The organism is Stackebrandtia sp., from assembly GCF_035643755.1.
Lineage (GTDB): Bacteria > Actinomycetota > Actinomycetes > Mycobacteriales > Micromonosporaceae > Stackebrandtia.
The window spans coordinates 1-20,082 of record NZ_DASQPW010000301.1; the positions used below are offsets into that span (position 1 = coordinate 1).

Here is a 20,082-nt window from a genome sequence, read left to right on the forward strand (position 1 = left end):
GGCGTCCAGCTCCACCACGCGCTGGCGCAGCAGCCTGCCCACCTCGGCGGCCGTGGCGGGGTCGGCGTCGTCGTCGGAGGCCGGGATCCGCTCGGTGAGGCGCCGCAGCTCGTCGAAGCGGGCCCACGCCACCGGCACGGCGGCCTCGACCCGCCCGGCGACCTCGGCGGTACGGCCGCTCAGCCCGTCCGAGCGCAGGAAACGCAGCCCCGCGTGTGAGTCCAGTGTGTACATCTTGGCCGCGATGCGTTGGTACACCTCGCAGGCGCGGTTGGCCAGCGCGGTCAGCTCGGCGTCCAGGGTAGACACCGCGCTCACCTTCCGTACTTGGGCTTGGGCGGCTTGGCCTTGCCGAGCGTCTTGGCGAGGGTGTCGCCGTAGATCTTCTCCCAGGTGCCGTCCTTGCGGATCCGGTCCAGGGTGTGGTTGACGTACTTGATCAGGTCGACGTCGTCCTTATTGGCGCCCACCCCGTACGGCTCGGCCGACAGCGCCTTGTCGATGACGTGGGTGTTGGGGTCCTGCGCGGCCATGCCCGCCAGGATCACGTCGTCGGTGGTCATGGCGTCCACGTCGCCCTGCTGGATCAGGATCATGCAGTCGGTCCAGTCGTGCACCGACACCGGCTTGGCGCCCCAGTCCTTGATCCGGTTGATGGACGTCGAGCCCTTCGCCGCGCACACCTTGTGGCCCTTGAGATCGCTTTCGGGATCCTTCACATCGGACGAATTGGGCACCAGCACCTTCTGCGCCGCCGCGTAGTACTCCCCGGAGAAGCCGATGTTCTTCCAGCGGTCGCAGTTGATGGTCATGGTGCGCACCACCAGGTCCACGTCGTGGTTCTCCAGCGCCGGTTCCCGGTCGGCCGAGGTCATCGCCACGAACTGGATCTTCGAGGCGTCGCCCAGCAGGTCCTTGGCGATCTCCCTGGCGACGCGGACGTCGAAGCCGTCCATCTTCCCGGTGGCCGGGTCGCGGTAGCCCATCAGGTACGTGGTCTGGTCGACGCCGACCCGCAGCCGGCCCCGCTTGATGATGGCCTTGATCTCCTTGGCGCTCTTGCTGGCGCTGGGCTTGTAGCTCCGCAACGGGTCGCAGGAGTCGTCGCTGGAGGAGTCCTTGGGCAGCTGCGGGTGCTCGTTGACCCCCTGCGGGAGGTTCTTGACGTCGGGCAGCGCGGTCTTGCTGTCCGGTGCCGCGCCGGAGCAGGCGGACAGTCCGAGGCTCGCCGCCGCCAGGAAGGCCAGCGCGAACATCCGGGTGCGCGAACGGGTCCCCATCATCGATACTCCGAAATGCGTCGTTGGATTCCCGCGGCGGCGGCGATCATCGAGACCACGGCCAGCACCGCGAAGCCGAGGCCCGACAGCGACAGCGCCGAACCCGCCTTGGCGGTCTGGGTGGTGAAGCTCTGCGCCGCGCGGTCGTTGGCGCGCGTCAGGGCCTTGTCCAGCTTTTCGAAGGCCGCGTGGGCCTCGCCGGCCGTCACCGAGGACACCGCCGACTGGTAATCGCCGTTCGAATCCTTCTTGTGGAGCTCGGCGTGGGCCTTCTTCCACTGCTTGGCGGCCGCCGTGGCGGCCTTGACGTCGCGATCCAGCGCGGGGTCGTCGATCACCTTGGCGGCGGTGGTCAGCGAGCCGTCGGCGTCGGTCAGTCCGTCGACCAGGCCGGAGAATTCCTTCTCGTAGTCGGTGTCGCCGCCCTGCGCGATCAGGGTCAGCGCCTCGTCGCTGCGGGCCCGCTGGGCGCTGATGTCGGCCTGGGACAACGAGACCAGCGGGTCGGCACCGTTGCTGTAGCCCTCGTTCATGTGGCTGGACGCCACGCCCCACGACACCCCGAGCCAGATGGTGCACACCAGCATCAGGGTCGAGGCGACCACCAGGCCCGGATTGAGCACCCGGTTGGTGCTGCGCGAGATCCGCACCTGCACGTAGCCCAGGGCGCCCAGGGTGAGCAGCATGGCCAGCGCGGCCAGCCACGGGAAGCTGGTGGCGCTGTCGTTGGCGCCGCCGAGGTCCTTCATGGACGACGACTGGAGCTTCTTCAGCTTGGGCAGCATGCGTTCCTGGGCCAGTGCCGAGGCGTCACGCAGGTACGCCAGACCCAGCGGCTTGCCCTGGCGGTAGTAGGTGCGCGCGGTCTCCACGAGTCCGGTGTAGATCGGCATTGACGCCGAAAGATCGTCCACTATGGCCTTCTGGCCGTCGCTGGCCGCCTCCTCCGACAGCGTGGTGACGGCCGAGGCGGCGCGGGCGATGTTCTTGTCGTAGTCGCTGCTGCGGCCCTCGGTGTTGGAGGTGAGGCCGGGCAGGAAGGTCGAGGTCACCGTGGCGTCGGCGTCCGACAGCGACCGGTACATGTCGAAGGCGGCGATGGCCATCCGGCCGCGCTGCGCGCTTGCCGAGTCGATCGTGGTGGTCCGGCCGGTGGAGTCCGCGACCCCCGCGGCCCCCGCGATGGCGATCAGGACCAGGACCCCCACCAGGGCGAGCATCAGTCGTCCAGGGGTGTCTTTGCGCAGCAACGCCGCCCGCGAGAAACGGGGCCGCCTCCCCCCGGAGGGTTCGGGAATGGACGGTCCCGCGTCGTGGGAGTGGCTGGTTGGTGCGCCGGTGGTGGGCACGGCTGTCACTAGCCCTCCTTGTCTCAAGAATCACTGTCATCGTAACCGCAGACGCCAAATTGGAAGCGGGCCCGATCTCCAATGGCGACAATGAAACGACAAACCCCATATATAGGACAAATGGTCCGGTGGCTAGCATTGCGGCCATGTCCCCGGACGCCCCGGCACCCCACGACGCGCACTGGCTGCGCGAGGCCATCGCGCTGGCGCACCGCTGCCCGCCGTCGCACACCGCCTTCAGCGTCGGCGCCGTCATCGTCAGCCGCGGGCGGATCGTGGCGTCGGGCTACTCGCGTCAGCACGGCCCGCACGACCACGCCGAACAGGTGGCGCTTCGACAATTCCACGACGACCCGACCGAGTCCACAATCTACAGTTCCCTCGAGCCGTGCGGCCAGCGCGCCTCGGCGCCGGTCACCTGTGCCGAGCTCATCATCGCCGCCGGGATCCGGCGGGTGGTGTACGCGTGGTCCGAGCCCGACACCTTCGTGGAGCCCCGCGGCGCCCGCCTGCTGCGGGAGGCCGGCGTCGACCTCGTCCGGCTGCCGGAACTGGCCGCCGAGGCCGCGGCGCCCAACGCCCATCTACGCTCGACACCATGAACCGCATGAGCGTGCTCGACGCCGAGGAGTTCCGCCGCCTGCTGGACGGCGCCCGCCCCGTGGTGCTCGACGTGCGCTGGAGCCTCGCCGACGGCGCCGACGCGGACGGATACGCCGCCGCGCACGTTCCCGGCGCCGTCTTCGTCGACCTGGACGCCCAGCTGTGCGGGCCGGCGGGCGCCGGCGGCCGTCACCCGCTGCCCGACCCCGCCGCGCTCCAGGAAGTGCTGCGGGGCGCGGGAATCGACGATGGGGCGACCGTGGCGATCTACGACGGCGGGGACATGCTCGCCGCCGCGCGCGCCTGGTGGACGCTGCACTGGGTCGGACTGACCGACGTCCGCGTGCTCAACGGCGGATTCGGAGCGTGGCGGGCGATCGGGGCGCCGGTGACCGACGCGGCCACCGCCCCCGCGCCCGGCGGCATCACGGTGCGGCCCGACGCGTCGTGGGTGCTGGACGCCGACGGGGCGGCCCGGCTGGCCGGCGCGGGGCGGCTGGCGGACGTGCGCGCCCCCGAACGCTTCCGGGGCGACAGCGAACCGATCGACCCGGTCGCCGGGCACATTCCCGGCGCCGTCAACCTCCCGGCGGGCGCGTACATGGCGCCGGACGGAGGCTTCGTCACCGGCGACGACCTGGCCGGGGTCTTCGCCGCGACCCCGCCCGACATCGGTGTCTACTGTGGCTCCGGGGTGACGGCGGCGCGCACCGCCCTGGCCATGACCGCCGCGGGCCTGCCCACCCCGCGGGTGTACATCGGGTCCTGGAGCGGATGGATCGCCGAGGGCCGTCGCCCGGTGGCGACCGGTGACGCGTAACCCGGGTCGGCACAAGGGTTTCACCGTCCGGGGCGGGCACGGTATTTTTGGCGCGGCTGACCTCCGGAAGTTAGGGAAGAACCAATGCGTCAAGTCAAGCTGGGCCTCGTGCTCGCGGCGGGCATCGCCGTGGCCACGCTGGCCTCGGCCTGCGGCTCCATCGACAAATCCAGCGGCGCCGAGCCCGCCAGCGGCTCGCCCAGCAGCTCCGGCAAGAGCAGCAGCGCACCCGCCCACGACAACGGACCCAAGTCGTCGCCGAGCACCGACGCCAAGGGCGCCGGCGGCATCTGCAAATACCTCGATTTCGCCTCGCTGCGCGAGGCGACCGGCCAGCCCTTCAGCGTCGCCGACTCCGGCGGCCAGGACGAGGTCACCGACTGCGTCATCATGACCACTGAGGGCTCGTTCCCCGACGTTACCCTGACCAAGGCCAAGACCGCCTCCGACACCAAGACCTACAAGGAGAAGATCCCCCCGGAGAAGAACGACAAGGTCGACGACCTCGGCAAGACCGCCTACAGCGCCGTGCTCAAGCCCGTCAAGGGCGGCGGCCCGGTCGTCGAGATCGGCTGGCTGACCAAGGGCCACCTGTACAGCCTGCGCTACACCACCATCGAGGGCACCGACAAGGACAAGGCGAAGGGCGCCGTCAAGGGCCTGATCGCCGTCGCCCGCTCCGTCGACAAGCTCGCCGGCGACGGTAAGGACTGATTGACCTCAGGCCGCGGGTACCACGAACACGCGGCTGGCGTTTTGGATCGACAGCGTGGTGGCGGAGCCGTTGTGGGTCAGCTCCACGCTGTCGTCGCCGCGGGCCACGTCGATGACGGCGCCCGGGTTGACACCCGCGACGTGCAGCTCGTGCAGCACCTCGGGGTCGTTTTGGACGCTCTCGCACAGCCGGGTCACCTTGAAGCGGCCGGCGTCGATCTCGGTGGCGGCCAGGTGGCGCTCCTCGGGAGCGAACGTCGAGACGGTCTGACCGCCCAGCGCGTCCAGGCCGGGAATCGGGTTGCCGTAGGGGGAGTGGGTCGGCTTGTCCAGCAGGGCGTACACCTTGTGCTCGACGGTGTCGCTCATGACGTGCTCCCAGCGACACGCCTCGTCGTGGGCGTCCTCGTACGACATGCCGATCACGTCGACCAGGAGCAGCTCGGCCAGGCGGTGCTTGCGCATCACGGCGACGGCGCGCTCGCGCCCCAGGTCGGTGAGGTCCAAGTGGCGATCGCCGAGCACGTGGAGCAGACCGTCGCGCTGCATGCGCGCGACCGTCTGGCTGACCGTCGGGCCGCTTTGCTGGAGGCGCTCGGCGATACGGGCACGCAAGGGCGCGACGCCTTCCTCCTCCAACTCGAGAATCGTCCGCAGATACATCTCGGTGGTGTCAACAAGATCGGTGGTCATCCCGAGTCCTTCGCCGCGTTCTAGAAAGAGTCCTCGCAGCGAAGATCGTACCCGTGCGCACCGACAGCCGATCGAGTCGTGGCCCACCGACCCGATCGACCGTCGCCGGCGTCACGCGATGAACTCCGACAGCGCCCGCACCACCTCGGGTTGCCGCAGCTTGGTGAGGGTCTGCTTCTCGATCTGGCGCACCCGTTCCCGCGACAGCCCGAACTCGGCGCCGACCTCCTCGAGGGTGCGCTGGCGGCCGTCGTCGATGCCGAAGCGGGCCCGCAGCACGCCCTGTTCCCGCTCGGTCAGGCCGTGCAGCAACCGCTCCACCTCGCGGCGCAGCTGTTCCCCCGAGGGATCGGCGGCGTCGTCGGTGGTGGGCTGGGCGATCACGTCGCACAGCGAGGTGCCGCCGTCTTCGCCGACGGGCTGGTCGAGGCTGATCGGGTCCTTGGCGTAGGAGATCAGCTCCAGCACCCGGTACGGCTCGACCCCCAGCCGCTCGGCGATCTCGGTGTGCAGCGGCTCGCGGCCCAGCGAGTTGGTCAGGTCGCGCCGCACCCGGGCCATCTTGTTGATGACCTCCACGGTGTGGGCGGGCACCCGGATGGTGCGGGCCTGGTCGGCCATGGCGCGGGTGATGGCTTGGCGGATCCACCAGGTGGCGTAGGTGGAGAACTTGAAGCCCTTGGTGTAGTCGAACTTCTCGACGGCGCGGATCAGGCCGACGTTGCCCTCCTGGATCAGGTCCAGCAGCGGCACGCCCCGCCCCGTGTACTTCTTGGCGATGCTGACCACCAGGCGCAGGTTGGACTTCAGCAGCTTGTCCTTGGCGCGTCGACCGGCCTTGGCCAGGTGCCGCAGGTCGGCGCGCAGCCGATCGTCGGTGACCGGCCACGCGGGGTCGCCCAGCCGCCGGGTCGCGAACAGTCCCGCCTCGATGGCCTTGGCGAGGTCGACCTCCTCCGCGGCGTCAATCAGGCGATGCTTACCAATGCCGTTCAGGTAGGTCCGGACCGTGTCGACGGTTCCGGTACCGTCTTGCCCCGTCGCCGCGGTTTCCGGCGTGTCGATCAACGTGGTTGGCACGATGTTTAACCCTCCAGGGAAAGTATGGCCGTCGCGTCCCGTATGCGACGCCTGACACAAGCATTGCCGAACGGGTGTTAAGTCCCGGTGAAGTGATACACCTGTGGCGCAAAGTTGGGAATTAACGGGGGCGGTATGTCCGGCTTATGGGGTTATGTCAGGACTTCTACGCCAAGTAGAATGGCCGTTAACCGAACATCTTACCGTGAAGAGAAGGAGTCCGAGGTGGCCCGGCTGGGAGAACTCGAGCACGCCATTATGGACGTTCTATGGTCGGCGCCCAGGCCCCAGACCGCGCGCGAGGTCCGCGACGCGCTGACCGAACGCGACCTGGCGGCCACCACGATCCTCACCGTACTGTCGCGTTTGGAGGGTAAGGGCCTGGTGGAGCGCGACCGCTCCAACCGCGCCCACCGCTACCGTCCCACCGCCGAGCGCGACGTCCACGTCGCCGGCCTGATGCGCCAGGCCCTGGACTCCGCGCCCGACGCCACGGCCGCGCTGGCCCGCTTCGCCGACGCCGTCACCCCCTCGGAGGCCGCCGCCCTGACCGAGGCCCTCGAGGAAGCCATGAAGCGCCGCGCGGAAGGCGAATAGATGGCATGCGGACCTTCATCGTTCCCCTCCTGCTGACCCTGTTGGCGGGCGCGCTCCTCGGCCCCATTCCGTCCATCCTGGAGCGAGCGGAGTGGCCGCGCCGCGAGCCGCGCGCCGCCCTGGTGCTGTGGCAGGCCGTCGGCCTCACCGGCGGCGTCAGCCTGCTGGGGGCCGCCATCACCATGGCCCTGGCCCCGCTGGCCGATTCTCCGTGGCGGGCGCTGATCGCCTACCTCGACAACCTCGCCACCGGCGACCTCACCGGCGGCCTCCAGCCCACCCACCTGGTGCTGTTGATCCTGGCCGCGTCGATCACCGTGTGGCTGGCCGGCGCCATGCCGGTCACCATCTGGCGCACCTGGCAGGCCCGCCGCCGCCACCGCGACCTGGTCGGCCTGGTGTCGCGCCCCTGGCCCGCCGCCCGCCCCGGCCACGGCCACGTTCTCGAACACCCGGTCGCCGCCGTCTACTGCCTGCCCGGCCGGGTGGGTCGCGGGGCGCCCCGCGTCATCTTCACGACCGGTGCGCTGTCGAGCCTGGACGACGACGAGCTGGCCGCGGTGCTGGCCCACGAGCACGCCCACCTCGCCGAGCGCCACGACCTGGTGGTGCTGCCGTTCCTGGCCTGGGTGAGCGCCCTGCCCTGGTTCCCCGGGGTGCGGCGGGCCCGCTCCAGCGTGGCCACCCTGCTGGAGATGGTCGCCGACGACCGGGCCGTGCTGCGCACCACGCCCGCCACCCTCGCCTCGGCCCTGGCCCGCATCGGATCGGCCACCCCCAGCGCCGCCCCCGCCGGCGCCCTGGCCGTGGACGGCCGCGGCGTCCTGGAACGCGTCCGACGCCTGCTGGAACCCCCGCGCCGCTCCCGTTCCTGGCGGCTGAGCGCCTACGCCCTGGCCGCGGCCCTGGTCGCCGCGCCGGTGGCCACCGTGCTGTCGATCTTCTAGACGTCACGGATCTTCGGCGTCGGCGCCGACCAGTTGCGGTACACCGAGATCATCCGCAGCCCGAACACCAGCACCGCGCCCACCACCGAGGGCCACAGCGGCTCGATGCCGAAGCGGGACGCCGCCACGACCACGACCGCGCCCACCATCGAGGCCACCGCGTAGATCTCGCGCTGCAGCACCACCGGGATCTCGTTGGTGATGACGTCGCGCAGCACCCCTCCGCCCACGCCGGTGATCATGCCGACCACGCACGAACCCAGCCACGGCACTCCCGCGTCCACCGCCGCGGTGGTTCCCACCACCGAAAACAGGGCCAGACCCGCCGCGTCCAGGGTCAGCATGGTGCGGCGCAGCCGGAACACGGCACCGTGCACCCAGAAGATGATCGCCGCGGTCACCGCCGCCGCGGTCGGATACCGCCAGTCCGCCAGCGCCAGCGGGGGGATGTGCCCGATCACCACGTCGCGCGTGACGCCGCCGCCCAGGGCCGTCAGCACCCCCACCACGACGACGCCGAACAGGTCCAGCCGCTTGGCCACCGCGGCGGCCGCGCCCGACGCGGCGAAGACCACGGTCCCGGCGAGATACAGAGCAAGCAGAACGCCCTCCCGTCGGCCGTTACCTGTCTTCGCCCTTCATGGTTTCGAAGATCTCCTTGCACATGGGGCACAACGGAAAGCGTTCCGGGTCCCGTGAAGGCACCCACAGCTTGCCACACAGAGCGCGAATCGCGGTCCCCGACACCATCGCCTCCATGAGTTTGTCCTTGGGGACGTAGTGCGCGAAGCGATCCTCGTCGCCCTCGTCGTACCGGTAGTCAGGGCTGGTGCGCTCCTGCAGGATCGTGCCGCCGTCACCTTGAAATGTCTCAGTCATCTTCATAGCCTTGAATCGGTTACCGGTTTGCCAAACCACCAGTTTGTCACGAAGTGCCGCTTCCTACGAATCGACATCGATCACAGAGGACTTCTTGGATGCCACGGCCTTCGTGCTGGTGTCGGGCTTGGCGCGACGCCACGGGCGCCAGCGCGAGATGCGGTGCTCCTCCTTGGGCAGCCGGTCGTTGGCGACCATCACGGCCGTCCACGGCAGCACCACCATGCCCACCGCGCACAGCGACAGCCACAACCACAGGATCGGCACCTTCACCATCACCAGGACGGTGGCGATGATGAGCAGCAGCGCGCGGATGCCCATCATGACGCCGTAGCGAATCTGGCGGGTGCGCAGTTGTTCGTCCCTGCCGCGCTCGGCGTCGGTGATGAGGGCTGGCTTGCTGCGACCGTGGGCCATGCTCCCAGCCTTCCACGCCCGGGCCCTTTTTGCCGACCCAGGGTCAATCGGTGAATCCCGCGCGGGCACCATGGCTGTCATGCGAGCGGTAGTGCAAACGGTCAGCGAGGCCTCGGTCACGGTGGGCGGCGACATCGTCGGCAAGATCGCCGACGGGCTGCTGGTGCTGGTGGGCGTCACCCACGACGACACCGCCGACGACGCGGCGGCCATGGCCAGGAAGATCTGGGAACTGCGCATTTTGGACGGTGACCGGTCCGCGTCGGACCTCGACGCGCCCGTGTTGGTGGTGAGTCAGTTCACCCTGTACGCCGACACCCGCAAGGGCCGCCGTCCCAGCTGGCTGGCCGCCGCTCCCGGCGACGTGGCCGAGCCACTGGTCAATGCCGTGGTCGACGCGCTGCGCGGGCTCGGCGCCACCGTCGAGACCGGACGGTTCGGGGCACAGATGTTGGTCAGCAGCATCAACGTTGGCCCGCGGACCATCCTGTTGGAGCGGTAGTCTCGCTATTCGGCAAAGCTGCCCTCGCATCGTTTCGGCGACGTCGGGGGCATCAATCGTGTTCGTCCAGACGTATAGGGGTGCGGCCTGCCATGCCGGTGATCGATCGGGAATCGTTGCCTCCGTTGCGGGCCTGGCAGCGCAAGGCCATGGTCGCCTATCACCGTTCCGACTCCTCGGACTTCCTGGCGGTGGCCACCCCGGGGGCGGGAAAGACCACCTTCGCGCTGCGCATCGCCGCCGACCTGGTGGACGCGGGCGTGGTGTCGCAGGTGACCGTGGTGGCGCCCACCGAGCACCTCAAGACACAGTGGTCGAAGGCGGCGTCGAAGTTCGGCATCGACCTCGACCCGACGTTCCGCAACGCCGACGTGTTCCTGTCGGGCGACTTCCACGGCGCGGTGGTGACCTACGCGCAGGTCGGCGCCGACCCGTCCGTCCACAGGAGAAGGACGCTGGCGCGGCCCACCCTGGTGATCCTCGACGAGATCCACCACGCGGGCGACTCCCGGTCCTGGGGCGCCGGCGTGCAGGCGGCCTTCGAGCCCGCCGCGCGGCGCCTGGCGCTGACGGGGACGCCGTTTCGCTCCGACGACAACCCGATCCCCTTCGTCAACTACGAACGCGGCACCGACGGCTCGCTGCGCTCACGGCCCGACTCGGTCTACGGCTACGCCAACGCGCTGTCCGACGGCGTGGTGCGGCCCGTGCTGTTCCTGGCGTACTCGGGCCAGACCCGCTGGCGCACCAGCGCGGGGGAGGAGCTGGCGGTGCGGCTCGGCGAGCCGCTCACCAAGGACCTGACCGCGCAGGCCTGGCGCACCGCCCTGGACCCCGCGGGGGAGTGGATCCCGCAGGTGCTGCGGGCGGCCGACGCCCGGCTCAGCGCGCTGCGCTCGGCGGGAATGCCGGACGCGGCGGGGCTGGTGATCGCCTCCGACCAGCAGGCGGCGCGGGCGTACTCGAAGCTGCTCACCCAGGTGACGGGGCACCGCCCCTCCGTGGTGTTGTCGGACGACGCCGGTTCCAGCCAACGGATCGCGGATTTCACCGGATCGGATGAACGCTGGATGATCGCGGTGCGCATGGTCAGCGAGGGCGTCGACATCCCGCGGCTGGCGGTGGGCGTCTACGCCACCAGCGCCCAGACCCCGCTGTTCTTCGCCCAGGCGGTGGGCCGCTTCGTGCGGTCGCGGCGCCCGGGCGAGACCGCCTCGGTGTTCGTGCCCAGCGTGGCGCCGCTGTTGGAGCTGGCCGCCAAGCTGGAGGCCGACCGCGACCACGTGATCGCCCCGGAGGGCGACGTCGACCCCGAGGACCTGCTGGCCGAGGCGCAACGCCAAAGCGACGAACCCGACGGGATACTGCGCGGCGAGCGCGAGGCCCTGGCCTCCACCGCGGAGCTCGATCAGGTGATTTTCGACGGAGCGTCGTTCGGCACCCCGACCCAGGCGGGGTCCCCCGAGGAGGAGGAGTTTCTCGGCCTGCCCGGGCTCCTGACTCCCGAGCAGGTGTCGATGCTGCTGTCGAAGCGCCAGGCCGCCCAGGTGAAGGGAATGAGCCAGGCCGCCGCCGGCGCCCCGACCCAGGTCTCCGACGAGCCGCGGCTGTCGGCCGCCGAGCGCCGCATCGTCCTGCGCAGGAAGCTCAACGGCATGGTGGCGGCGCACCACCACGCCACCAACCTCCCGCACGGCAAGATCCACGCCGAGCTGCGCCGCATCTGCGGCGGCCCGCCCAGCGCCCAGGCCACCATCGAGCAGCTCGAGCAGCGGATCGCCGCGATCGAGAAACTGTAGGTGCCGATTGAACGGCCACATCGGACGTTCACCCGGCATGGCTAGGGCCCAGCCGCACACCGCGGCTGGGCCCGTTGATGCCTTTGGGTACTGGGGCTTCCCTAATTTTCGGAAGTGAGCAGCTCGCTACCCCGCCAGTCGAACTCGCTGTCGGCCGTGAAGTCAACCGCGATCTTGACGAGGCTCTCGGCGTACTTGTTGGCGTGGTGCCCGCAGAAAACCAGATCGTCTCCGCCTGCGAGCGTGACACGCAGCTTCGCCGCAGCGCTGCACCGATCGCAGCGTTCACCGGTGACGGGGCGAGCCTCCGCCTCGGGTGGGGGCGTCAGGGTGGGTGTCATGGCCTCTCCTTCGGCTGTGATCGGTTGGGTCACAGTTGACACTATTAGTGCTAGCCGACCCCTCGCGGGATCTGTCCTTCTCGTGCTGCAACACGCGGTCAAGCCGCGGCCTTCCCGGTTTGTCGCCGTCGCGATCGGGCTCACATTTGTCATCTCGATCGACGACTTGCCGTTGGGCTGGCCACGGTATCCGACCGACGCTGGCATCGACAACTCGTAATACCTGGTGGCGATTATGCCTGGTACCTGTGACAGAACCGCGGTCCTAGTCCAGGTAGTCCCGCAGCACCTGGGAGCGCGACGGGTGTCGCAGTTTCGACATGGTCTTGGATTCGATCTGGCGGATGCGTTCCCTTGTGACACCGTAGACCTGGCCGATCTCGTCCAGGGTGCGCGGCTGGCCGTCGGTGAGGCCGAAGCGCAGTCGCACCACGCCCGCCTCGCGCTCCGACAGCGTCTGCAGCACCTGCTGCAACTGGCCCTGCAGCAGCGAGAACGACACCGCGTCCACCGCCACCACGGCCTCGGAGTCCTCGATGAAGTCGCCGAGCTGGCTGTCGCCCTCGTCGCCGATCGTCTGGTCCAGCGAGATCGGCTCGCGGGCGTACTGCTGGATCTCCAGGACCTTCTCCGGGGAGATGTCCATCTCCTTGGCCAGCTCCTCGGGCGCGGGCTCGCGGCCCAGGTCCTGAAGCAGCTCGCGCTGGATGCGGCCCAGCTTGTTGATCACCTCGACCATGTGCACCGGTATGCGGATGGTGCGGGCCTGGTCGGCCATGGCGCGGGTGATGGCCTGGCGGATCCACCAGGTGGCGTAGGTGGAGAACTTGAAGCCCTTGGTGTAGTCGAACTTCTCGACGGCGCGGATCAGGCCGAGGTTGCCCTCCTGGATCAGGTCGAGGAACGCCATGCCGCGCCCGGTGTAGCGCTTGGCCAGCGACACCACCAGCCGCAGGTTCGCCGCCAGCAGGTGGTTCTTGGCTCTCTCGCCGTCCCGGGTGACCCACTCCAGGTCGCGACGCTCCTGAGTGGCCAGTTCCTCGCCGGCCTCCTTGACCTGGCGCAGCCGCTCCAGCGCGTACAGCCCGGCCTCGATCCGCTTGGCGAGCTCGACCTCCTGGGCCGCGTTGAGCAGCGGAACCTTGCCGATCTGCTTGAGGTACGCGCGCACCGAGTCGGCCGAGGCGGTCATCTCGGCGTCCTTGCGCGCCTGCTTCAGCGCCTCGGAGTCCTCGTCGTCCCAGTCGAAGTCGCTGCCGCCCTCTTCGCCGTCCTCGCCGTCCTTGTCCTTCTTGGACGACGACTTCTTGGCGGTCTTCTTGGCCGTCTTCTTCGCCGCGGTCTTCTTGGCGGGCTTGTCGGCGGCGGCAGCGGCCTCGGCGGCGGCGAGCTCGGCGGCCTCGTCGTCTATCGCGACGTCGTCGACGGGCTCGTCGGTGGCCTTCTTCGCCGCCTTCGTGGTCTTCTTGGCGGTGGCCTTTTTGGCCGCCTTCTTCGCCGGGGCCTTCTTGGCCGCCTTCTTCACCGACTTGTCGGCGGTCTCGGCGGCGGGCGCCTCGGCGGTCTCCTCCGCGACGTCCTTGTCGGCCTCCTTGACGGCGGCCTTCTTCGCGGGCGCCTTCTTGGCCGTCTTCTTCGCCGTGGTCTTCTTGGCGGCCTTCTTCGCCGGGGCCTTGGCGGTGGTGGCCTTGGACGCGGGCGTGGCCGCGCGTGCCGCCGCCACCGCGCGGCGGGAACTGGCGGAGCCGTCCACGACGACGGTGACTTCGGCGTCGGCCAGGGCGCGCAGAATCTTCTTACCCTGGGCCGGGGCCACCTCCGAGTTCTCCAGGAACCCGGCGACCTCGGCCGAGGTGAGTTGTCCGCCGCGATCCTTGGCCAGCTTGAGAAGCGACTCTGTCAGTGAACGGACGTCTTTACCGTTGGGGCTCGCGTCTGTCACGAACTACCTTCCGAGGCGTTGATCGGGCAAGACCAAACCCGTTGGCACAACGAGATCGTGTGGCGCATCGGCTCGGTCTGACTTTGGCATGTGGTCCCAAACGGCGCTGCGGGGGCCGCGTGGGCAGGCGTGAATTGTAACGCTGCGTTTCACCAGACAGCCACCGCCGAGCCGCCTTTTCAGCGAATACGCTGGGCGCCAGCCGATTTCGGTAGGTGAACGTGGCGTGTCGAGCAGGGTCATGTGATGGGACACGTACCTTCTGGCGCCTTCGGCCGACCCAGGACGCTGAGCGAGTTGCGCGCGTCGCTTTCGGTGTTGACCTGCTGGAACGCCTGTCCCAAGGTGATCTCGACGTAGTCGGCGTCGTTGTCGAGTTGGAATGTGTAGTCCGCCGCCACGAAGAACGCCCGCAACAGGTGACCGCCGGCGACCATCTTGGGGCCGTACCGCAGTTCCACGTTCTTCACGTCGTGCCGCTTGGAGGTGCCGGTGTCCACCACGTGGAAGCCGTATTCCTTCAGCGAGTCGGCCGCGGACGTGGCCAGACCCTGGCTGTCGGTGGCGTTGAGAACCTTGACGTTGACGTCCTTGTTCTGGGGAAGCTCGATGTTCACCGGAACGTCGCCCGTCTTGCAGTTCTTACGGCCCGCGGAGGTCTGTGAATCGTTGGCTATGGCGTACCAACAGGTCGTGACGGCGATGATCAACAAAACGCCAACGACCATAAAGGCGCGCACCTGCGCGATTCGCACACTGCCTCCCCGCGTCCGACGATCTCGCAAGACATTATCGTGTGGCGAAACGGCGAGCCATACCGGGTTTGGGGCGGGGAATTTTTTCGGCGTGACGGTGGTTGAGGCGCGACGCGGAAAACCACACGCGATGTCACTTCGCTCACACATAGGGAACAACTGTCGGGTACCGGACGTACAGAGGTTCCGTGGGCGAGGTAAGGTACCGCGCTCGCGGGGAGGTGTCCGTTTGGGGCGGGTGCATCCTCGCGAATATCTGACCACAGTGGGAGTGAGGCGAAAATGGCTACCGATTACGACGCACCACGCCGGGATAGCGAGGAGTCCGGCAACGACAGCCTGGAGGAATTGAAGGCACGCCGTGCCGAGGCGCAATCGGGCAATGTGGATGTTGACGAGGTTGAGGTCGCGGAGAATTTTGAACTTCCGGGGGCTGATCTCGCCGACGAAGAACTCACGGTGAAGGTATTGCCCATGCAAAACGATGAGTTCCGTTGCTCGAGTTGTTTCTTGGTCCATCACCGCAGCCAGCTTGCCCCCAACAAGAAGGGGAAGCTCATCTGTCGTGACTGTGCCGCGTAGGAACCCGGGAGTTCCCCGCGTATCCCACCAGCCCAGGCAGATCCTAAGACCGGTTCGGTGCCGCCGCCCGCGGCTCCGGGCCGGTTTTGTCCATCTCGGCGCGCAACGCCCGGGCCAGGAGCGCGGGGCGGCGGGTCGAGACGATCCAGTACGGCGTGGGGTCGTCGGGGTCGTCGAGGTGGACGCGCACCGCCGCGCCCACCCAGGGGCGCTGGATCACGAAGGCCAGCGGGTGCAACTGGACCGACATCGCGTCGCGCAGCCCGATCCCGGACAGCTCCTCGACCCGGTCGATGAACTCCACCGGCAGCCGCGCGTCGTCCACGGCGAATGCGCCGTCGCGGACCCGCACCGGAATCCGGCCGACCCACAACAGCAGCCCGACGGTGATCAGCGGCAGCACCGTCAACGGCAACCAGGTGACCATGCCCGGCACCCCGAGCCCGATCTCGACGGCCAGGCCGCCGGCCAGGGCCAGACAGATCGGCCACGCCCACCAGGGCACGGCGAGCCGCTCGGAGAAAGCGGTACGGTCTTCGGGCGCCATGCCGGTGAGCCTACCGGCGCTTCGACTTGACCATTTGGGGGCCTTTGACGTGAATGACGTGACCGTGGAAATCGTCCGCCTGGACGCCGGGCTGCCCGTGCCCGGCTACGCGCACCCCGGCGACGCCGGCGCCGATCTCTACGCCGCCGCCGACGTGACCCTGGCCCCGGGCCAGCGCGAGCTGGTTCCCACCGGCGTGGCCGTCGCCCTGCCCTTCGGCTACGTGGGTCTGGTGCATCCCCGATCGGGTCTGGCCGCCAAGCACGGTGTGACGGTGATGAACGCGCCCGGTACCGTCGACGCCGGTTATCGCGGTGAGATCCGGGTCAACCTGGTCAATCTGGATCCCGGGCGTACGGTGACGTTGCGACGCGGCGACCGCATCGCACAATTGATAGTGCAACAAGTGGCGCGAGCGGCTTTTCGCGAAGTGGAGACACTGGCGGAGTCCGCGCGCGGTTCCGGCGGGCACGGCTCGACCGGCGGCATCCCCTCGACGGGTGAACCCCTGGGCGACCGGGCCGACAGCATGGCCTCAAGCGGTCATGGCAGAAATGGAGAATGACTGTGTTTGGACGGAAGCGGCGGCGCGACGAGGCCGACGGCGATGCCGTGGACGTGGTGGACGAATCCACCGAGACCACCGGCCCCTATGACGTAGCCGACGTCCCCGACGATGACGACACCGAACGCCTCGACCTGGGCAGCCTGCGCATCCCCGCGCTGCCGGGCCTGCGGGTCGGCGTGGCCAGCGACGACGAGGGCAACCCCCGCCCCGAGGTCATCGTCAGCACCGAAGACAGCGCCGTGCGCTTCCTGGCCTGCGCGGCGCCGCGCAGCGAGGGCATCTGGGACGAGGTCCGCGTCGAGATCGCCAAGTCGATCGTCGAGCAGGGCGGCACCGCCACCGAGGTCGACGACGGCCCCTACGGCGTGGAGATGGTCGCCAAGCAGCCGGCGGGCCAGGGCGACACCATGACGATCCGCTTCATCGGGATCAACGGTCCGCGTTGGTTTCTGCGTATCCTGGTACAAGGCGATCTGGCCACCGACCCGGAGGCTTCGTCCGTCCTGGACGAATGCATTCGCGGCGTCGTGGTGGACCGCGGAACCGAGGCGATGCCGGTGCGCGAGCCGCTGCCGATCACGCTGACCGCCGAGATGGTGGAGCAGCAGCGCCAGCACCAGGAGGCGCTGGCCGAGCAGCAGACCACCGCGCCCGCCAAGGGCGGCGGCCGTTCGTCGGGCAAGAAGCGCAAGCCCTCGCCCAAACCGCGCAAGCGTTAGAAGGAGCCGATCATGGGCCTCACCGGATTCATGAAGCGCCTCACGGCGTCGGAGGAGGACCTGTACGCCGAGCAGGTGCGCGAGGAGAGCGACCGGCCGGGCTGCACCCGGTGCAACAAGGTCGGCCCCGGCAAGCTGGTCAAGATCGCCGGGCGGGTGACCACCGTGGTGTTCACCCCGGCGGCGTCCATGCCGGTGCTGGAGGCGGAGCTGTTCGACGGCACCTCGACGGTGACGCTGACCTGGTTGGGTCGCCACCGCATCGTCGGGGTCGAGCCCGGGCGCAAGCTCGTGGCGGCGGGCAGGGTCGCTGTGCGTGACGGAGACCGTAAGGTTATCTACAACCCGTGGTACGAGATCGCCATCGACGCCGATGCCGGTCGTTGAGGGAGACGAACTGACGCCCATGGCAGAGCAGCGGACCGAAAAGCCCGACGCCGTCGACGCATCCGACGACACCGAGGAGGAACTGCCGCCGCTGACCGAGATGGTCGCCGAGCAACTGGGCGGGGTGCGCGGCCTCATCGAGTCGGGTATCCCGCTGGGCGTCTTCGTGATCATCAACGTCATCTGGGACAACGCCCTGTACTGGGCGATCGGGTTCTCGGTGGGTGTGGCCGTGGCGATCGCGGTGCTGCGCCTGGCGCGCAAGGAGTCGATCCGCAACGCCGTCAACGGCCTGTTCGGCGTCGTGATCGGCGCCTTCATCGCCTGGAAGACCGGCCGGGTCGGCAATTACTACATCATGGGCATCATCCAGGGCCTGGCCTACGGCGTCGTCCTGTTGGGCTCGGTGTTCATCCGCCACCCGCTGGTGGGCTGGCTGTGGTCGCTGATCGGCGGCGGCGGCAAGAAGGACTGGCGCGACGACGAGCAACTCGTGCGGGTCTTCGGCTGGCTGACCATGCTGTGGGGCGTGGTGTTCCTCGCCAAGAACCTGCTGCGCGGCTGGATGTGGTGGCACGGCGGGATGGACAACATCCTGGGCGTCGTCACGCTCGTCGGCGGCTACCCGATCACCGCGTTGTTGACTCTGGTGACGATCTGGGGCGTGCGCCGCGTGCGGCCCGCCATGGTGCTGCGCACCAACACCGACTAGGGCTTGTTCGGCTCGGCGCTACCCAGGATGACCACCCGCACGGCCTCCTCGGCGTCCTCGGTGCACACGAACACCAGCTCGTCGCCCGCCTCCAGGGTGTCGTCCGCCGTGGGGGGAATGACGCGCCTGCCGCGCAGGATCGACACCAGCGCGGTGTCGGGCGGCAGCGGGACCTCGCCGACGGTCTGGCCCACGTAGGGCGCGCCGGGCGGCAGGGTGATCTCCACCAGGTTGGCCTGGCTTTGACGGAATGTCATGAGCCGCACCAGATCCCCGACGCTGACGGCCTCCTCGACCAGCGCCGCCAGCAGCCGCGGCTTGCTGACCGACACGTCCACGCCCCACTGGTCGGTGAACAGCCATTCGTTTTCGGCGCGGTTGACCCGGGCCACCACGCGCGGTACCGCGAACTCGGTCTTGGCCAAAAGGGACATCACCAGGTTGACCTTGTCGTCGCCGGTGGCGGCCACCGCGACGTTGCACTCGTGCATCCGGGCCTGTTTCAGGCTGGACATCTCGCAGGCGTCGGCCAGCAGCCACTCGGCGTCGGGCACCCGCGACGGCTCGAACATCCGCGGCGAGCGCTCGATGAGCAGCACCTCGTGGCCGTCGTCGATGAGCTCGGTGGCGATGGAGCGTCCGACGTTTCCGGCCCCGGCGATGGCGACGCGCATCATTCGTTTCCTTCCACGACACTGGCGGCGACCTCGCGGACGGTGCCCGCGGTGTCGTCGGTGACCAGCATGTACAGCTGGTCGCCGTCCTGGATCACCGTGGACTCGGTGGGCAGGGTGCCCAGCCCGAAGCGCATGAAGTAACCGACGCGGGCGCCGGTGGCGGTCTCCAGGCTCTTCAGCGGCTGCCCGATCCATGAAGCGTCCACATGGACCTCGATGAGCGAGACCGAGGCCGTGGGGTCGCGCCACACGGGACCGTTCTCCTCGGGAATCAGGTAGCGGATGAACCGGTCGGCGGTCCAGCGCACGGTGGCCACCGTGGGGATGCCGAGGCGTTCGTAGACGATGGCGCGTTCGGAGTCGTAGATGCGGGCCACGACGGTGTCCACATTGAAGACCTCGCGGGCGACCCGGGCGGCGATGATGTTGGAGTTGTCGCCGGACGACACCGCGGCGAAGGCGTCGGCGCGGGTGATGCCCGCCTCCAGCAGGGTGTCGCGGTTGAATCCGATGCCGGTGACCGACTGCCCGTCGAAATCGGCGCCCAGGCGGCGGAACGATTCGGGGTCGTGATCGATGACGGCGACCGAGTGATCCCTCGCCACGAGGTGTTTGGCGAGCTCGGCGCCGACGCGTCCGCATCCCATGATGACTACATGCAATGTGAGGTCCTTCGTCGTGTCGCTTCGCTTGCCGGGGGTCAGTGTGTCATGCCAGCGCGCCGAGGCATCGACGAATCGTTAGGCTACCGGACGTGGTTAGACCCTCGTCCGTCGCCAAGCGCCTGCTCCTGGGCCGACCGTTCCATTCGGACCGGTTGTCGCATACGTTGCTGTCCAAGCGCATCGCGCTGCCGGTGTTCTCCTCGGACGCCCTGTCGTCGGTGGCGTACGCGCCCGAGCAGATCTTCCTGGCCCTGAGCATCGCCGGTACCGGCGCGTACATCTTCGCGGGCTGGGTGGGGCTGTTCATCGCCCTGGTCATGATCGCGGTGGTCGCGTCCTACCGCCAAAACGTCAAGGCTTACCCGTCGGGCGGCGGTGACTACGAGGTCGCCACGGTGAACCACGGACCCAACTGGGGTCTGGTGGTGGCCAGCGCCCTGATGGTCGACTACATCCTCACCGTCGCGGTGTCGATCTCGGCGGCGGCGGCCAACATCGGCTCGGCGG

26 protein-coding genes and 1 pseudogene are annotated in these 20,082 nt (G+C 68.9%); 13 read left to right on the plus strand and 14 right to left on the minus strand.

Going from position 1 to position 20,082, the window contains the following annotated elements:
* From VE172_RS23760 to VE172_RS23770, 3 genes and pseudogenes are all read right to left on the minus strand, one after another.
* Positions 1-309, minus strand: a pseudogene (locus VE172_RS23760) (hypothetical protein); the annotation flags it as partial.
* A gap of 5 nt (positions 310-314) precedes the next feature.
* Positions 315-1,283 carry a glutamate ABC transporter substrate-binding protein gene (locus VE172_RS23765; RefSeq protein ID WP_324804494.1) on the minus strand — a complete coding sequence of 323 codons (969 nt, stop codon included), beginning with the start codon at positions 1,281-1,283 and terminating at the stop codon, positions 315-317.
* On the minus strand, positions 1,280-2,638 hold the full coding sequence (locus tag VE172_RS23770) for a hypothetical protein (RefSeq protein ID WP_324804495.1): 1,359 nt from the start codon (positions 2,636-2,638) through the stop codon (positions 1,280-1,282). Before VE172_RS23770 ends, VE172_RS23765 begins: the two co-directional genes overlap by 4 nt.
* A 137-nt stretch (positions 2,639-2,775) precedes the next feature.
* Here VE172_RS23770 and VE172_RS23775 point away from each other — a divergent pair, with 137 nt between their 5' ends.
* The 3 genes from VE172_RS23775 (at position 2,776) to VE172_RS23785 (ending at position 4,766) form a co-directional block, all read left to right on the plus strand.
* Complete coding sequence (locus VE172_RS23775; RefSeq protein ID WP_324804496.1) at positions 2,776-3,231, plus strand: deaminase; 456 nt, start codon at positions 2,776-2,778, stop codon at positions 3,229-3,231.
* Entirely contained in the window at positions 3,228-4,052 is an 825-nt protein-coding gene (locus tag VE172_RS23780; protein ID WP_324804497.1) for a sulfurtransferase, read from the plus strand. Before VE172_RS23775 ends, VE172_RS23780 begins: the two co-directional genes overlap by 4 nt.
* Before the next feature lie 84 nt (positions 4,053-4,136).
* On the plus strand, positions 4,137-4,766 hold the full coding sequence (locus VE172_RS23785) for a hypothetical protein (RefSeq protein ID WP_324804498.1): 630 nt from the start codon (positions 4,137-4,139) through the stop codon (positions 4,764-4,766).
* A gap of 6 nt (positions 4,767-4,772) precedes the next feature.
* On the opposite strand, the gene VE172_RS23790 is transcribed toward VE172_RS23785, so the two are convergent.
* The gene (locus VE172_RS23790) at positions 4,773-5,459 is read right to left on the minus strand and encodes an iron-dependent transcriptional repressor DtxR (RefSeq protein WP_324804499.1); all 687 of its coding nucleotides are present in this window, start codon (positions 5,457-5,459) and stop codon (positions 4,773-4,775) included.
* A 111-nt stretch (positions 5,460-5,570) separates the two neighbouring features.
* On the minus strand, positions 5,571-6,542 hold the full coding sequence (locus VE172_RS23795; protein ID WP_414715149.1) for a sigma-70 family RNA polymerase sigma factor: 972 nt from the start codon (positions 6,540-6,542) through the stop codon (positions 5,571-5,573).
* A 222-nt stretch (positions 6,543-6,764) separates the two neighbouring features.
* On the opposite strand from VE172_RS23795, the gene VE172_RS23800 reads away from it, so the two are divergent.
* The gene (locus tag VE172_RS23800; RefSeq protein WP_324804501.1) at positions 6,765-7,136 is read left to right on the plus strand and encodes a BlaI/MecI/CopY family transcriptional regulator; all 372 of its coding nucleotides are present in this window, start codon (positions 6,765-6,767) and stop codon (positions 7,134-7,136) included.
* A 5-nt stretch (positions 7,137-7,141) separates the two neighbouring features.
* A complete protein-coding gene (locus VE172_RS23805; protein ID WP_324804502.1) occupies positions 7,142-8,083 on the plus strand; it encodes a M56 family metallopeptidase in 942 nt (313 codons plus the stop codon).
* Here the strand turns inward: VE172_RS23805 and VE172_RS23810 are convergent.
* The 3 genes from VE172_RS23810 to VE172_RS23820 form a co-directional block, all read right to left on the minus strand.
* On the minus strand, positions 8,080-8,658 hold the full coding sequence (locus tag VE172_RS23810) for a trimeric intracellular cation channel family protein (RefSeq protein WP_414715147.1): 579 nt from the start codon (positions 8,656-8,658) through the stop codon (positions 8,080-8,082). The genes VE172_RS23805 and VE172_RS23810 overlap by 4 nt on opposite strands.
* A gap of 46 nt (positions 8,659-8,704) precedes the next feature.
* A complete protein-coding gene (locus VE172_RS23815) occupies positions 8,705-8,962 on the minus strand; it encodes a DUF3039 domain-containing protein (protein WP_324804503.1) in 258 nt (85 codons plus the stop codon).
* 63 nt (positions 8,963-9,025) lie between these two features.
* Entirely contained in the window at positions 9,026-9,379 is a 354-nt protein-coding gene (locus VE172_RS23820; protein WP_324804504.1) for a DUF3099 domain-containing protein, read from the minus strand.
* 79 nt (positions 9,380-9,458) lie between these two features.
* Between VE172_RS23820 and dtd the strand changes: the two genes are divergently transcribed.
* Entirely contained in the window at positions 9,459-9,881 is a 423-nt protein-coding gene (gene dtd / locus VE172_RS23825) for a D-aminoacyl-tRNA deacylase (RefSeq protein WP_324804505.1), read from the plus strand.
* A gap of 92 nt (positions 9,882-9,973) precedes the next feature.
* Positions 9,974-11,680, plus strand: a complete 1,707-nt coding sequence (locus VE172_RS23830) for a DEAD/DEAH box helicase (RefSeq protein WP_324804506.1) — start codon at positions 9,974-9,976, stop codon at positions 11,678-11,680.
* Between the two features lie 101 nt (positions 11,681-11,781).
* On the opposite strand, the gene VE172_RS23835 is transcribed toward VE172_RS23830, so the two are convergent.
* The 3 genes from VE172_RS23835 to VE172_RS23845 all read right to left on the minus strand — a co-directional run bounded on the left by VE172_RS23835 (position 11,782) and on the right by VE172_RS23845 (position 14,691).
* Positions 11,782-12,021 (minus strand): DUF7455 domain-containing protein, encoded by a 240-nt coding sequence (locus VE172_RS23835; protein WP_324804507.1) that lies wholly within the window; start codon positions 12,019-12,021, stop codon positions 11,782-11,784.
* 265 nt (positions 12,022-12,286) lie between these two features.
* A complete protein-coding gene (locus VE172_RS23840) occupies positions 12,287-13,963 on the minus strand; it encodes an RNA polymerase sigma factor (protein WP_324804508.1) in 1,677 nt (558 codons plus the stop codon).
* A gap of 239 nt (positions 13,964-14,202) precedes the next feature.
* Complete coding sequence (locus VE172_RS23845) at positions 14,203-14,691, minus strand: LytR C-terminal domain-containing protein (RefSeq protein ID WP_324804509.1); 489 nt, start codon at positions 14,689-14,691, stop codon at positions 14,203-14,205.
* A 309-nt stretch (positions 14,692-15,000) separates the two neighbouring features.
* On the opposite strand from VE172_RS23845, the gene VE172_RS23850 reads away from it, so the two are divergent.
* A complete protein-coding gene (locus tag VE172_RS23850) occupies positions 15,001-15,300 on the plus strand; it encodes a DUF4193 domain-containing protein (protein WP_324804510.1) in 300 nt (99 codons plus the stop codon).
* 43 nt (positions 15,301-15,343) lie between these two features.
* On the opposite strand, the gene VE172_RS23855 is transcribed toward VE172_RS23850, so the two are convergent.
* A complete protein-coding gene (locus VE172_RS23855) occupies positions 15,344-15,847 on the minus strand; it encodes a DUF3093 domain-containing protein (RefSeq protein WP_324804511.1) in 504 nt (167 codons plus the stop codon).
* Between the two features lie 49 nt (positions 15,848-15,896).
* Between VE172_RS23855 and dut the strand changes: the two genes are divergently transcribed.
* Genes dut through VE172_RS23875 form a run of 4 tightly spaced genes read left to right on the plus strand, consistent with a single transcriptional unit; the run spans position 15,897 to position 18,233 of the window.
* The gene (dut, locus tag VE172_RS23860; RefSeq protein WP_349258521.1) at positions 15,897-16,412 is read left to right on the plus strand and encodes a dUTP diphosphatase; all 516 of its coding nucleotides are present in this window, start codon (positions 15,897-15,899) and stop codon (positions 16,410-16,412) included.
* A 2-nt stretch (positions 16,413-16,414) separates the two neighbouring features.
* Positions 16,415-17,134: a DUF3710 domain-containing protein gene (locus VE172_RS23865; RefSeq protein ID WP_324804514.1), complete on the plus strand. Its 720-nt coding sequence runs from the start codon at positions 16,415-16,417 to the stop codon at positions 17,132-17,134.
* Between the two features lie 12 nt (positions 17,135-17,146).
* Complete coding sequence (locus tag VE172_RS23870) at positions 17,147-17,521, plus strand: OB-fold nucleic acid binding domain-containing protein (protein ID WP_324804515.1); 375 nt, start codon at positions 17,147-17,149, stop codon at positions 17,519-17,521.
* A 19-nt stretch (positions 17,522-17,540) separates the two neighbouring features.
* Positions 17,541-18,233 (plus strand): DUF3159 domain-containing protein, encoded by a 693-nt coding sequence (locus tag VE172_RS23875; protein ID WP_324804516.1) that lies wholly within the window; start codon positions 17,541-17,543, stop codon positions 18,231-18,233.
* Here the strand turns inward: VE172_RS23875 and VE172_RS23880 are convergent.
* Positions 18,230-18,907, minus strand: a complete 678-nt coding sequence (locus VE172_RS23880; RefSeq protein WP_324804517.1) for a potassium channel family protein — start codon at positions 18,905-18,907, stop codon at positions 18,230-18,232. The two genes, VE172_RS23875 and VE172_RS23880, sit on opposite strands and share 4 nt — an antisense overlap.
* Positions 18,907-19,572, minus strand: coding sequence for a potassium channel family protein (locus VE172_RS23885; RefSeq protein ID WP_324804518.1), 666 nt, complete (start codon positions 19,570-19,572; stop codon positions 18,907-18,909). The genes VE172_RS23880 and VE172_RS23885 overlap by 1 nt, the downstream gene beginning before the upstream one ends.
* 92 nt (positions 19,573-19,664) lie before the next feature.
* Between VE172_RS23885 and VE172_RS23890 the strand changes: the two genes are divergently transcribed.
* The coding region (locus VE172_RS23890; RefSeq protein ID WP_414715148.1) for an amino acid permease at positions 19,665-20,082 on the plus strand (418 nt) is incomplete at its 3' end.

Coding starts and splice junctions, on each gene's coding strand:
- VE172_RS23765 (WP_324804494.1), bottom strand. CDS start 1,283: ATGATGGGGACCCGTTCGCGCACCCGGATGTTCGCGCTGGCCTTCCTG.
- VE172_RS23775 (WP_324804496.1), top strand. CDS start 2,776: ATGTCCCCGGACGCCCCGGCACCCCACGACGCGCACTGGCTGCGCGAG.
- VE172_RS23780 (WP_324804497.1), top strand. CDS start 3,228: ATGAACCGCATGAGCGTGCTCGACGCCGAGGAGTTCCGCCGCCTGCTG.
- VE172_RS23785 (WP_324804498.1), top strand. CDS start 4,137: ATGCGTCAAGTCAAGCTGGGCCTCGTGCTCGCGGCGGGCATCGCCGTG.
- VE172_RS23790 (WP_324804499.1), bottom strand. CDS start 5,459: ATGACCACCGATCTTGTTGACACCACCGAGATGTATCTGCGGACGATT.
- VE172_RS23805 (WP_324804502.1), top strand. CDS start 7,142: ATGCGGACCTTCATCGTTCCCCTCCTGCTGACCCTGTTGGCGGGCGCG.
- VE172_RS23815 (WP_324804503.1), bottom strand. CDS start 8,962: ATGACTGAGACATTTCAAGGTGACGGCGGCACGATCCTGCAGGAGCGC.
- VE172_RS23820 (WP_324804504.1), bottom strand. CDS start 9,379: ATGGCCCACGGTCGCAGCAAGCCAGCCCTCATCACCGACGCCGAGCGC.
- dtd (WP_324804505.1), top strand. CDS start 9,459: ATGCGAGCGGTAGTGCAAACGGTCAGCGAGGCCTCGGTCACGGTGGGC.
- VE172_RS23830 (WP_324804506.1), top strand. CDS start 9,974: ATGCCGGTGATCGATCGGGAATCGTTGCCTCCGTTGCGGGCCTGGCAG.
- VE172_RS23835 (WP_324804507.1), bottom strand. CDS start 12,021: ATGACACCCACCCTGACGCCCCCACCCGAGGCGGAGGCTCGCCCCGTC.
- VE172_RS23845 (WP_324804509.1), bottom strand. CDS start 14,691: ATGGTCGTTGGCGTTTTGTTGATCATCGCCGTCACGACCTGTTGGTAC.
- VE172_RS23850 (WP_324804510.1), top strand. CDS start 15,001: ATGGCTACCGATTACGACGCACCACGCCGGGATAGCGAGGAGTCCGGC.
- VE172_RS23855 (WP_324804511.1), bottom strand. CDS start 15,847: ATGGCGCCCGAAGACCGTACCGCTTTCTCCGAGCGGCTCGCCGTGCCC.
- VE172_RS23870 (WP_324804515.1), top strand. CDS start 17,147: ATGGGCCTCACCGGATTCATGAAGCGCCTCACGGCGTCGGAGGAGGAC.
- VE172_RS23875 (WP_324804516.1), top strand. CDS start 17,541: ATGGCAGAGCAGCGGACCGAAAAGCCCGACGCCGTCGACGCATCCGAC.
- VE172_RS23880 (WP_324804517.1), bottom strand. CDS start 18,907: ATGCGCGTCGCCATCGCCGGGGCCGGAAACGTCGGACGCTCCATCGCC.